The sequence below is a fragment of the Bifidobacterium sp. LH_426 genome, assembly GCF_056356875.1.
In genome coordinates, this window is the sequence record NZ_JBKEVB010000006.1 from 21,021 (window position 1) to 32,882 (window position 11,862).

9 protein-coding genes are annotated in these 11,862 nt (G+C 65.6%); 2 read left to right on the forward strand and 7 right to left on the reverse strand.

What is annotated here, in order from left to right:
- Nucleotides 1-81: 81 nt before the first annotated feature.
- The 4 genes from AC1AYD_RS07245 to AC1AYD_RS07260 all read right to left on the reverse strand — a co-directional run bounded on the left by AC1AYD_RS07245 (nucleotide 82) and on the right by AC1AYD_RS07260 (nucleotide 7,031).
- Entirely contained in the window at nucleotides 82-1,119 is a 1,038-nt protein-coding gene (locus tag AC1AYD_RS07245; protein ID WP_476502405.1) for a LacI family DNA-binding transcriptional regulator, read from the reverse strand.
- Between the two features lie 182 nt (nucleotides 1,120-1,301).
- On the reverse strand, nucleotides 1,302-2,882 hold the full coding sequence (locus AC1AYD_RS07250; RefSeq protein ID WP_476502404.1) for an amidohydrolase family protein: 1,581 nt from the start codon (nucleotides 2,880-2,882) through the stop codon (nucleotides 1,302-1,304).
- 85 nt (nucleotides 2,883-2,967) lie between these two features.
- Nucleotides 2,968-6,327 (reverse strand): FtsX-like permease family protein, encoded by a 3,360-nt coding sequence (locus tag AC1AYD_RS07255; RefSeq protein WP_476502403.1) that lies wholly within the window; start codon nucleotides 6,325-6,327, stop codon nucleotides 2,968-2,970.
- Nucleotides 6,328-6,329: 2 nt separating this feature from the next.
- A complete protein-coding gene (locus tag AC1AYD_RS07260; RefSeq protein WP_476502402.1) occupies nucleotides 6,330-7,031 on the reverse strand; it encodes an ABC transporter ATP-binding protein in 702 nt (233 codons plus the stop codon).
- A 281-nt stretch (nucleotides 7,032-7,312) separates the two neighbouring features.
- On the opposite strand from AC1AYD_RS07260, the gene AC1AYD_RS07265 reads away from it, so the two are divergent.
- A complete protein-coding gene (locus AC1AYD_RS07265; RefSeq protein WP_476502401.1) occupies nucleotides 7,313-7,927 on the forward strand; it encodes a TetR/AcrR family transcriptional regulator in 615 nt (204 codons plus the stop codon).
- 75 nt (nucleotides 7,928-8,002) lie between these two features.
- Here the strand turns inward: AC1AYD_RS07265 and AC1AYD_RS07270 are convergent, their stop codons facing one another.
- The gene (locus AC1AYD_RS07270) at nucleotides 8,003-9,277 is read right to left on the reverse strand and encodes an NADH:flavin oxidoreductase/NADH oxidase family protein (protein WP_476502400.1); all 1,275 of its coding nucleotides are present in this window, start codon (nucleotides 9,275-9,277) and stop codon (nucleotides 8,003-8,005) included.
- Nucleotides 9,278-9,376: 99 nt separating this feature from the next.
- Between AC1AYD_RS07270 and AC1AYD_RS07275 the strand changes: the two genes are divergently transcribed.
- Entirely contained in the window at nucleotides 9,377-9,955 is a 579-nt protein-coding gene (locus AC1AYD_RS07275; RefSeq protein WP_476544884.1) for a TetR/AcrR family transcriptional regulator, read from the forward strand.
- 43 nt (nucleotides 9,956-9,998) lie between these two features.
- Here AC1AYD_RS07275 and AC1AYD_RS07280 read toward each other — a convergent pair whose 3' ends face one another.
- Together AC1AYD_RS07280 and AC1AYD_RS07285 are read right to left on the reverse strand one after the other, a co-directional pair.
- Complete coding sequence (locus tag AC1AYD_RS07280) at nucleotides 9,999-10,322, reverse strand: hypothetical protein (RefSeq protein ID WP_476502398.1); 324 nt, start codon at nucleotides 10,320-10,322, stop codon at nucleotides 9,999-10,001.
- A gap of 101 nt (nucleotides 10,323-10,423) precedes the next feature.
- Nucleotides 10,424-11,845 (reverse strand): DHA2 family efflux MFS transporter permease subunit, encoded by a 1,422-nt coding sequence (locus AC1AYD_RS07285; protein WP_476502397.1) that lies wholly within the window; start codon nucleotides 11,843-11,845, stop codon nucleotides 10,424-10,426.
- Nucleotides 11,846-11,862: the final 17 nt, after the last annotated feature.

Sequence of the window (11,862 nt, forward strand, 5' to 3'; positions counted from 1 at the left end):
CATATACCGAGTTGCTGAAAAAGTCAATACCCAATTTTAACCGTTTCCGCGGCGCGGCCCGCCGCGACGCTTGACGGCGTGTCAACGCCAGGGAACGTATTCGGTCTCGGAGTCGCGGAGCGCGGGCTGGCCTTCGACCACGTCGACGCGGGCGGGCGGCGGTTCCACGCCGTCACGTCGCGCCTTCACCTGCTCGTAGAGCATGCGGAAGGCGCGCCGCCCCATCTCGAGATAGTTCTGGCCGTAGCTGGTCAGCGCGGGCGACCACATGGCGGCGAAGTTGCGGTCGTCGAATCCGACGACGCTCACGTCGTCCGGCACCTGGCGTTCCTTCTCCTTCAATCCGCGGATCACGGCGATGGCGGTCTCGTCGTCGCCGGCGAAGACGGCGGTCACGTCGTCGCGCTCCCCCAGCGCGCGGCCGGCCGCGGCGGCCTCCTCCAGATCACGGGAGACGACAATCGGCTCGTGGATCGCGGCGCCGCGTTCCTCGAGCGCGTCGCGCCAACCGTCGGTGCGCGTGTTGTCGGTGGGGCCTTTCGGACGGGTCACGTGGAAGACGGTCTCGTGCCCCAGGTCGAGCAGGTGCATGGTCATCCATCGTCCGGCCTCGCGTTCCGCGTTGACGATCTGCCGGTCGGCATCGCCGAATCCGCCGCCGACGACAACCAGCGGCAGGTCCTTCGGCAGGTAGTCGAGCGCCTTGATGCCGGCGCGGTCGTACTGGTAGACGATGGCGCCGGCGGGACGCACGGACAGGCCCATCCTGACGCGCGCCTCGACGGAGTCCATGTCGGATTCGTCCAGGGAGACGATGTTCATGAGGAACCGGCATGCGCGCGCCGCCTTCTCGACGCCGTGATTGGTCTCGGACGTGGAGAAGGCCTCCGGGTTGGCGGCGAACACGACCACCGTGTCCATCTCCCGGTTGGACAGGGCGCGTGCGACGACGCTCGGCTCGTAGCCGAGCTCCTCGATGGCCTTGGCGATGCGCGCGCGCTTCTCCTCAGAGACCTTCACCGTGCCGTTGAGGTAGCGGGAGACGGTGGGCGCGGAGACGCCGGCGAGTTTGGCGACGTCCTTGATCACCGGACGGGAATGTCCCGTGCTTCTCGCCATGCGTCCCTCCCGATCTCCCTCTGCACGGCCATCCGGCCGATGTCGACATATCAAAACGCAGTTATATATAAGAGGCCAAGCAGGACAAGGGTGGCGCGGTGAAAGACCCGAAAGACCCGGGACCTCATGGACCGGCAACGGGGCCGCATGCCTCCGGCGGGTCCATGCGGGAGCGATGGAGATCACGATGCCGGAGGAATCGCCGCAATCCGGTTCCCGGTGAGCCTCATGGGTCTGCGGTGGGGAGCCGTCGCGACGCCGCGCACCTCGCCGGAGCCTTCATCCATCGTCACGTCGAGATGCACGTCCAGCAGACCGAAGGGCAGCCGCACACGAATGTCGAAAACGTATTCCGCGTCCTGCGCTCCCGCTTCCCGGGCCACGCGGCGTCCGTCACGATATGCGGCGACGAGGCCCATGACCTTCGCCTTGCCGTGGAACGTCGTCCTGCCGGCGTCATCGAACACGACGATCACCGGAATGACGATCTCGCCGACGGGCGATGCGACATACACGACGTACCGGTCCGCGAGCTTCGGATCGTCCGCGGCGTCGAGACCGAACCGCAACGCCCTCTCCTCGGCGACGGTATGCCGCACGGCCAGCTGCGCGGCCTTCGGCGGCACCGGAACCGGCAACGCCACATGACGTTCGGCGAACAGACGACGGCGGAGACGCTCCATCCAATGGCGACGGCCGGGGCGCGGACGCGGGGCATCGCCGGACGCCCCGACCGATCGGACGCGGATCTTGTCCCGGGCGGCCGGCGACGGTTCGCGCGCGGCTTCGGCAAGGGCCGGGATCGAAGCCAACCGCGGGTTGACGGCGAGCGCGTTGCCAGTGAAGAGCGCCCTCTTCTGCGTGTCGGTGAGCTTGTCGGTCTCCTCCAACGCGCGCGCCTGGCCGAGGCACGCCTCGATCGGCGTATAAGGCGTGTCCGATCCGTAGAGCAGGTGCGATTCGGGCACGTCGAGCAGCAGGTCGGCGAGCTGTTTGGGCTCGCTGAATCCCGCCACGTCGAAGTACACGTGGGCCATGGCCTCCTTGAAGTCGGCGCGGCGGTCGGGGTCGTCCATGCGCAGGATCAACGCGAAGCTTTCGAACCTGTCGGCGAGGATCGACGTGAACGCGCCGGCGTGCGGCAGCACCCATGTGATGTCCGGGAATCTGACGAACGTGTCGTTCATCACCATGTTGGCGAACGCGCGCGTGGTCTCCACGAAGTATTCGAACGCGGGCAGGGACAGCCCCTCGCATGCGCCGGGCACGTGTGCGGCCGGCGCCGTGGGATGGATGATCGCCAGGGCTCCGCGCGCGTCGAGTTCGCGCATCAGCGGGTCGAGCCGGGGGTCGCCCAGATAGCATCCGTGGTGGTTGGTGGTCAATCCGACGCCGTCCGCATGCAGCTCGTCCATCGCTCGCCTCGCCTCGGCCACGGATTCACGCTCATAGGGCAGCGGCAACGTGGCGATCAGGCCGAAACGCGAGGGGTCGGAGGCCGCCATCGCGGCGCCCTGATCGTTGATGCGCCGTGCCAGGCCGAGGCATTCGTAGGCGTCCGGCAGCCAGATGTTCGGTGAGGAGAGCATCAGGTGTGCATAGGAGACGCCCAGCAACTCCATCTTGTCGCGCTGCCAGTCCATGTCCCAGTAGTCCGGCGTCGGGTAGCCGTCCGGGTCCCCGGGGTGATGTCGTTTGAGGAAATCCAGGTATGCGGGCGGCAGGTAATGCGATTGGAAATCTATCTTGTGCGTGTATCTCATGATTCATTCCGATGTGTGATTCGTTCCGATGTGGTTGATCGTGCGTTGATCGCGCGTTGGTTCGGCATAATCGCCCGGTCCCCGTTCATTCCACCGACTTGAGGGCGGCGAGCATGTCCACGTCGCACAGCCTGCGGTAGACGATCAGCCCGAGCGCGGCGAGCACGAGGGCGATGAGGACCAAGGGCGCGGCGAACGCCGCCCATCCGAGCGCGGGGTCGAACATGACCTCGTCCGGAGGCACCTCGGTGATGATGTACCGGTGGAGGCCGGCGCCGATCCCGTATCCGGCGAGGATGCCGATCGCGGAGAGCAGGATGGTCTCCCGGTAGATGTACATCGTGGTCTCGTTGGTGTGGAAGCCGAGCACTTTGATGGTGGACAGCTCGCGTATGCGTTCGGACACGTTGAGGTTGGTGAGGTTGTAGAGGATCACCACGGCGAGGAGCCCCGCCACGAGGATCAGCACCTCCATGATCTGGTCGAGCGAGTCGACGATCGTGGCCACCTGGTTCTTCATCGTGGTGTTCTGCACCACTCCCCTGACGCCGTCCACGTTCATGAACGAGGCACCCTGACGCCCGGCATTGCCGATGCCGCCGTCCTTGAGCCGGACCATGTAGGCGTTCGACCGGTAGGTCTTGTGGAACGTGCGGCCGTATCCGCCGGAGGTCATCACCATGAAATGCCCGATGTACATCTCGCTGACGCCGTCCACGCGCACCTGACGGTCCACGCCTTCGGCGTCGGTGACGGTGATCGTGTCCCCCACGTCCGCGCCCAGCATGTCCGCCATGCGTTCGGAGATCACCGCCCCGCGGTCGGTGAGCACCTGGGGCTTGTGCCCGATGCGCGAACGCAGGGTGAGGTAGTCGCCGAAGTTGTAGGCGTCGTCGGTGACGAGCAGTGTGATGGTCTGCTTGTCGTGCTCCTCGCCCGCCGTTTTGGTGAGTTCCTCGTATCTGATCGGGGTGGAGGATTCCACGGCGTCACGGCGCATCGCGTCGGCCACGGCCTTGCGTTCCTGCTGGTTGTCGTCGGCGCGTTCGGCCACGATGAGGTCGTAGTGGATGAGCTCGTCGAACTGCCGTTCGCCGATCTGGCCGATGGACGCCTGCACGCCGAGTCCGGCGGTGAGCAGCGAGACCGCGCCGGCCACGCCGAGGATGGTCATCAGCCCGCGCGACTTGTAGCGGAACAGGTTGCGCGCGGTGACCTTGCGCGTGAAGTTGAGCCTGCCCCAGATGAATCCCACGCGTTCGAGGAGTATCTTCGAACCTTTCGCTGGAGGTTTGGGCAGCAGCAGGGCCGCCGGCTTGTCGCGCAGCTCGCGGGCCGTGGCGAGCATCGCGGGCACGATGGCGCTCACCCATGCGAGCAGGAACGCCGCCACGGTGACGAGGGGGTGGAACGCCAGTCGGATGCGGGGCATCGTGAAGCCGCTGTCGTAGGCGTGGTAGACGATCAGCGGCAACAGCGTATGTCCGGCGATCACGCCGATGACGGTGCCGATCGTGGAGGCGGTGAACCCGTAGAACACGAATTTCCCGAGGATGTCCGCGTTCCCGTAGCCGAGGGCTTTGAGCGTGCCGGAGTTGACGCGTTCCTCGTCGACCATGCGGCCCATCGTGGTGAAGGTGACGAGCGCGGCCACGAGGTAGAGGAACACGGGGAAGATCATGGCGAGTTTCTCCACGATGTTCGCGATGATCTCGTACACGCGGTAGCCCTCGGAGGTTAGTCCCTCGCGCCGCCCGTCGATCGAGTAGGCGGGTACTTCGAGCGTGTCCACCTTCTCGCGGGCGAGCGCGATGTCGTGTTCGGCTTTCTCGATCTTCTTCTCGGCCGCGGGTTTGGCGGCGTTGAATTCGGCGAGTCTCGCGTCGTACTCGTCCTGCGCCTTCTCGATCCGCCGTTGGCCTTCGACGAGCTGGGAGACGCCGGATCCCGTCTCTGCCCCATCGGAGCCGCTGTCGGCCAACGTGGAGACGGCCGTGCCGAGTTCGCTTTGCTTGTCGGCGAGCTGGTTTCGCGCGTCGGCGATGGCGGCGGCGTTGCTCTGGTATTCCTGCGAGCCTTGTTCGAGCTGTGACGCCCCGGCGTTCCATTGCGTGAGCGCGTCGTCATAGGCGGCGAGTTTCGTGTTGTACTGCGCAGCGGCGGCGTTGTAGGCGGCGAGCGCCTTGTCGTATTGCGCTTCGGCGCTGTCGTACGCACCGCCGGTCAGTCCGCTCGACTCCCATTGCGCGAGGAGCGCGCCGATCTTGTCGAGCACGGTTTTGGCGGTGTCGAGCTGGGTGCGTGCCTGGTCGAGTTGGCTTTTCGCCTGGACGAGTTCGGTCCATGATTCGTCGAGTTTGTCTTGGCCTTGGCCGAGCTGCTGTGCGCTGGCGGCGAGCGCGGTCTGCGCGGCGTCGAGCTGGGAGTCGGCGGAGGCGATCTGGGCGGTCGCTCCGGCGAGTTCGGCCACGGCGGAGGACGCCTGGTCGGCGGCTTGGATGGTGCCGTCGGCGAGTTGGTCCTTGCCGTCTTCGATCTGGGTTTTCGCGTCGTCGAGTTGTCGCTGCGTGTCGGCGAGCTGTTGCTTGGCGTCGTCGACCTTGCGTTGCGCCTTGTCGATCTGCGCGCGTCGGTTTTCGCGGATGGAGGCGGCGCGCGCGTCTGGCTGGTTGGCGAGCCGCTTGGTCAGTGCGGTCTTGTGCGCGTTCACCCGGTCGCGGTAGTCGGCAGTCCAATAGTCGACGCCGCGGGTGTCGCGGAAGGTGATGCGTCCGATCATCGTCACGTCGGAGTCGAATACGGTTTTCGTGACGACCGCGTAGCCGTCGAGTTCGCCCGTTCCGGCGGTGGATTGGCCCATGTTGAGGTTGGAGACGGTGTCGCTGGCGTCAACGAATCCGACGACGGTGAAGCTGTCGCGCGTGAGCACGGTGTCGCCGGCGATGTCGGGGCGTTCGGTGAGCCTGATGGTGCTGCCGACCGCGTATGTGTCGCGTTCCGCCCGGTCGAGCGCGATTTCGTTCGCGTGTTCGGGCAGGCGGCCTTCGACCACCTCGTAGGTGGAGACCGTGTCGGGTTTCGAATAGACGCGCAGGCTGTGGTTCGAGTTCCGGATGACGACGTCCTTGAAGTAGCCGAATTCGGCTTGTGCGACGCCGTCGGTCGTGCGGATGATCCTCTCGTCGTCGCGGCTCAGCCCGTAGTCGCTGATGACGGTGACGTCGGCGAGGTCGTGGCGGTCGTAGAAGTCGGTGCCGGTGATGCGCATGTCGGGTCCGGTGACGAACCGTCCGACGAGCGCGAACGAACCGAGGACCATGAGGCTCACGATGGAGAGGAACCGGCCTTTGGATTTGCGCAGGGTGATGCGGATGTCCTTCCACAGCATCCGTTTGCGTGGGTACGCCGTGCTGCCCTTGCGGTGTGTGCGGGAACGGTATGCCATGCTCACCACTCCAGATCCTCGATGTCCATCGGATGCGCGTTGGTCTCGATGGATTTGACGCGTGCGTCGTGCATATGGATGACGCGGTCGGCGATCGGCGCGATGGCCGAGTTGTGGGTGACGATGACGACGGTGGCGCCTTTCTCGCGGCTCTGGTCCTGCAGGATCCTCAGGACCTGTTTGCCGGTGTTGTAGTCGAGCGCGCCGGTGGGTTCGTCGCATAGGAGGATCTTCGGGTTCTTGGCGACGGCGCGGGCGATGGCGACGCGCTGCTGTTCGCCGCCGGAGAGCTGCGCCGGGAAATTGTCGATGCGGTGTTCGAGGCCGACGTCGACGAGCGCCTGCACCGGGTCCTGCGCGTCGCGCACGATCTCGGAGGCGAGTTCCACGTTCTCGCGCGCGGTGAGGTTGGCGACGAGATTATAGAACTGGAACACGAAGCCGATGTCGTAACGGCGGTAGTCGGTGAGCTGGCGCGCGGTGTAGTTCGAGATGTCCTTGTCGTCGATGATCACCTGGCCTTCGGAGTTGGTGTCCATGCCGCCGAGGATGTTGAGCACCGTCGATTTGCCGGCGCCGGATGCGCCGAGGATGATGGCGAGCTCGCCTTGCTCGATGCCGAAGCTCACGTCGTTGTTGGCCGTGATCGTGGTGTCTCCCATGTGGTACCGCTTGAAGCTGTGCACCATTTCGATGTATGCCATGACGGTCTTCCTTTCCCTGTGTTTCCTCGGCTCCCCCTGTCAGGGGAGCTGTCGGTGAAGCCGACTGAGGGGTAGTCGCAGGTCGCCGCCTGCGTACCATGAATGAACAACGTGTTGATTGTGTTGTCACGATGGTAGGGACGCATGGGAACGGCGGTCAATGAACGGTTTCCCCGATTGCGTTCAGATTGGACACATCGGAGGAAATTGGTGATTCACCACCCTATATCGACAACATGTTGATAGAATCGGGTGTCAGGTTCGACGAAGACGGGAGGATCATGGCAGGCAAACGCCACACGAAGACGGAGGCGAAGATCAAGGCCGCGTTCACCACGCTTGTGCAGTCGAAGGGATTCGACGCGATGACGGTGAGCGACATCGCCCGCACGGCCGGCATCAACCGCGGCACGTTCTACATGCACTATCTCGACAAGTTCGATCTGCGTCAGCAGCTCATCGACGACACGATCGCCGATCTGACGACCATCCTCATCGGCAACGCCGACTCCGACGCCCGCACCGTGTCCGACACCACCGGGCGGGCGATCTGCGACGCGTTCCAGGCCGAATCGATCTCCGCCGCGTTGCGCTACGTGCGCGACGACTATGCGTTCTTCAACGCGATCTCCCGTTCCGGCAACGACATGCAGCTCTACGACAAGCTGAAGAAGGTGCTGAAGCAGCTGATCGTCACGCAGGCGCAACGGCTCGGCGCCGACCCGCAGTCAGCCTACAACGGCATCCCGGCGGACTATGCGATGGAAATCCTCGTTTCCGCGGTCTCCTCGATCATCTGGCTGTGGATCCGCCGAGGATGCCGGGAGACGCCCGAGGAGATCTGCCACATCATCGAGAAGAACAAGACCACCGCCCCCATCGACGTGCTGTGGTGACGCGATGGCCCATCGGGCGCTGGGCCATCGCCGCAACCGTGCGGGAACACGTCACCGGCGGGCCGGACACGGTCATCACTGCCGCCCTTTGCGACGGCGCGGAGCGAGGGCGGCCGGGCCATGCCGCTTGATGGCGAACATGAGCGCCCTGAGGCCGCCGATGCGCAGGTCGGGGCGTTCGCCCCGCGCGATGCGGTTCATCTGCAGTTCGAACCAGCTGATGACGAGGATGCCGCCGAACACCTTGTCGAGCGGCGTGATGCCGGTCGTCACACGCGGCAGGTCGACGGAGCCGTCCCACCGGTCGCGGATGATGCGGTTCGGCAGGTCGGGCACGAGCGCCAGAGGGCGGGCGATGCCGATCATCTGCGTGATGCCTTCGTCCAGCGCGCGTTCCATGTCGCGCGCGTTGCGGAAGCCGCCGGTCAGGGCGACCGGCACGGTCAGTTCGCCTTTGATGCGGCGCGCGAAATCGGTGAAGTAGACGCCGCGACGGCGGTCCTCCGCAGCGCCGCCGCTGGTCTGGATGACCGGTTTGGCGTAGGTGCCGCCGGAGATGTCGATGAGATCGACGCCGCGTCTCTCCAGCTGCTTCATGACCCAGATGGATTCCTCCTCGCTGAAGCCGCCAGGCACGCCGTCCTGCGCATTGAGCTTGACCGCCACGGGGAAATCGGGGCCCACCGCCTCGCGCACCGCGTCGAACACGTCGAACAGGAATCGGGCACGGTTTTCGAGGCTTCCGCCGTATTCGTCGGCGCGCCGGTTGTCGAGCGGCGAGAGGAACTGGTTGATGAGGTAGCCGTGCGCCGCGTGGATCTCCACGCCGGTGAAGCCCGCCTTCTTCGCGATGCGCGCCGTGACGGCGAACCGGCGGACGATGTCGCGGATCTGCCCGTGGGTGAGTTCGGTCGGTTCGGCGAAGAACCTGCCGTATTCGCCGTCGACGCCGCCGGCGCTCGGGGCGAGCGGATGCGGGTTGATGGTGATGGGCGACTGGCGGCCGGGATGGTTGATCTGCATCCAGCAGTGCACGCCGTGCCCGGTACCGGCGGCCGCCCACCGGCGCAGCATGTTCAGGTCGCGTTCGTCCTCGACGGCCACGTTGCCGGGTTCGCCGAGCTGCGTGCGGTCGACCATCACGTTGCCGGTGACGAGCACGCCGACCCCTCCCCTCGCCCACGTGCGGTAGAGGCGCACATGGGCTTCGGTCGGCTCGCAGCCGCGGCCGGCGAGCGCCTCGTTCATCGCGGATTTGTAGAACCGGTTCTTCACTCTCACGCCGCAGGGCAGGGTCAACGGTTCGGCGATCGGCGTCGCGGGTGCGGTCACGGTCCTGTCGTTCGTCATGATTCCAACTTTCCATACGTCCATATTTATACAGTTGTCCAATCTATCATAAAGTTGGACATATGCAAAATCATGGACGATGGGCTATGCTGGACGATCATGAAGAAGGATCTCAACGCCAAACTCACGCGCGGCACGCAGCGCACGCTCGACGCGTTCTTCGACGCGATGACCGCCCTGCTCGCCGAGAAGCCGTTCACCGGAATCAGCGTCAACGCGCTGTGCGAACGGGCCGGCTATCCGCGCGCCACGTTCTACAACTATTTCGAGGACCGCGACGACCTGCTCGACTACTGCTGGACGGCGTTGTCCGATCAGGCGAATCTCTCCGATCTCGCGTCATCGGAACCGGAACATCGGGTGGATACGGCGCTCGACGCGATGGCCGACCTGCTGGAGTCCAACGCGGACCTGCTGCGCGCGGTGCTGGAGCACAATCCGCCCGAGGGGCCGCTGTTCTCCAGTCTGCGCATGTTCATCGAGCGGAAGTCGCATGAGATCATGAGCACCTGCGTCGACCGTGACCGCTTCGACCTGCCGGCCGATCTGATCGCCGACCATTACGCGAACACCGTGATGCTCGTCCTCGACTGGGCGTATCTGCGCGGGCACACGCTCACCCGCGAGCAGCTGCACACCTATACGCATACGCTGCTCGCCGGCATGGAGCGGGGATAGGCGAAGGCCCACCGCGAATCACCGGGCGGGAGCACTCCGCATCTCAGACGAACAGGCCGACCATCTGCGCCGCCAACGCGATCAGCAGGGCGCAGGAGATGACGAACCACACGCCGCCGACCACCGCGGTTCCGATGCCGACGCCCTTGCACCATGACGGCACGGGCTTGCGGCGGTACACGCGCCAGGCCCTCCACGCCAGCAGCGCCGCCCCTTCGACGGCGAGCAGGAAGGCGATGCCGAGGCATACGCCCGCTCCGACGGCCAGGGCCGCGCCCACGCCCAAGATGGCCAGCTCGACGGCCATGACGGCGAGCATGACGATATACAGCGCGATCAGCACTATGAACAATCCGGCGATGATCATCGGCCCCTCCCCCTATGCTCCGGACGCTCCGGATCCGTCAGCGGACGCGGACGCCATGGCGTCTCCGGCGTTCCTTCGATTATCCCCGCCGTACCGGACCGTCAGCCCCTGCGACGGCCCGCGCCTTCGCCGCGCAGGAACACGAGCGGGATGACGATCAGCGGGACGGCGCATGCGCCCATGGCCAGATACGTCAGGTTCAGGCCGTGCATGTCGGCGGCGGCCATGCCCATGCCGCCGGCGTGCGCGGACGCCGCCAGCGCCGTCATCATCCCGACGAACACGGCCTGGCCGATCGCTCCGGCGATGGTGCGCAGCGCGGTGAGCAGCGCGTTCGCGTCGGCGAGACGCCCCTCGCCCGCCGCGCTCGTGCCCCAGGTGACCAGCGGCATCATCAGGCAGCCGATCGCCAGCGAGCGCGCCACGTTGATCGTGGCGGCCACCCAGATCGACGCGGACAACGGCAGCAGTCCCATGCACAGGTTGCTGGCGGTCAGGCAGACGCCGCCGACGAGGAACAGGCGCTTCACGCCGAACCGGTCGTAGAGACGGCCTGCCATCGGGCTGATGACGGCCATGGCGAGCGAGCCGGGCAGGCTCACCAGACCGGCCATCGACGCGGAGCCGCCTTTGATGGTCTGCACGTAGAGCGGCAGCATCACCGACGATCCCATCATCGCGAAGTACAGCAGCATACTGCCGACCACGCTCAACGCGAATCCGCGACGACGCAGGATGCGCACGTCGAGGAACGGGCGTTCGCGCCTCAGCTGCAGCATCACGAACCATACGGACGCCGCGACGCCCGCCGCCAACGGGAGCAGCACCGTCATGCTCGTGAACGGTATGGAGCCGATGTTGCCGATGCCGAGCGTCACGCCGCCGAACGCGACGACGCTCACCGCGAACGACAGCATGTCGAAGGACCGTTCGGACGTGTTGAGCACGTTGTCGAACACGAGGCACGCGGCGGCCAGCGACACCGCCATCACGCCGGTCACCAGGTAGAAGATGGAACGCCAGCCGAACGCGTCGACCATCAGTCCGGACAACGTCGGCGCGATCACCGGCGTGACGCCGACGGCGAGCCCGTACCAGCCCATGACCGTGCCGCGATCGTCCGGGTAGATGGTCATGAGCACGACCTGCGCCATCGACATGAGCAGTCCGTTGCCGCACGCCTGGATCACGCGGCCGACCATGATGACGGCGAACGGCACCGGCGCCACGCAGACCAGCGAACCGACGATGAACAGCACGGCGCCGGCGAGGTAGAGCGGCTTGGTCGGGAACCGCGTGATGAGGAACGCGGTCAACGGCATGACGATGCCCATGGCGAGCGAGTAGCCGCTGGTGAGCCACTGGCCGGTCCGCATGTCGATACCCAGATCGTGCACGATGGGCGGCAGCGCCGTGGTGAGCGCCGTGGCCATGATGGTCGTCGCGATGCACGAAAGCATGATGTTGACGAAGATGAGCGCGCGGCGACGCTCGCTCAACGAGGTGGGTTCAAGATAGGACATGGTGCTGCTTCGTACGG

Coding starts and splice junctions, on each gene's coding strand:
- AC1AYD_RS07280 (WP_476502398.1), bottom strand. CDS start 10,322: ATGATCATCGCCGGATTGTTCATAGTGCTGATCGCGCTGTATATCGTC.
- AC1AYD_RS07260 (WP_476502402.1), bottom strand. CDS start 7,031: ATGGCATACATCGAAATGGTGCACAGCTTCAAGCGGTACCACATGGGA.
- AC1AYD_RS07285 (WP_476502397.1), bottom strand. CDS start 11,845: ATGTCCTATCTTGAACCCACCTCGTTGAGCGAGCGTCGCCGCGCGCTC.
- AC1AYD_RS07270 (WP_476502400.1), bottom strand. CDS start 9,277: ATGACGAACGACAGGACCGTGACCGCACCCGCGACGCCGATCGCCGAA.
- AC1AYD_RS07250 (WP_476502404.1), bottom strand. CDS start 2,882: ATGAGATACACGCACAAGATAGATTTCCAATCGCATTACCTGCCGCCC.
- AC1AYD_RS07255 (WP_476502403.1), bottom strand. CDS start 6,327: ATGGCATACCGTTCCCGCACACACCGCAAGGGCAGCACGGCGTACCCA.
- AC1AYD_RS07275 (WP_476544884.1), top strand. CDS start 9,377: ATGAAGAAGGATCTCAACGCCAAACTCACGCGCGGCACGCAGCGCACG.
- AC1AYD_RS07265 (WP_476502401.1), top strand. CDS start 7,313: ATGGCAGGCAAACGCCACACGAAGACGGAGGCGAAGATCAAGGCCGCG.
- AC1AYD_RS07245 (WP_476502405.1), bottom strand. CDS start 1,119: ATGGCGAGAAGCACGGGACATTCCCGTCCGGTGATCAAGGACGTCGCC.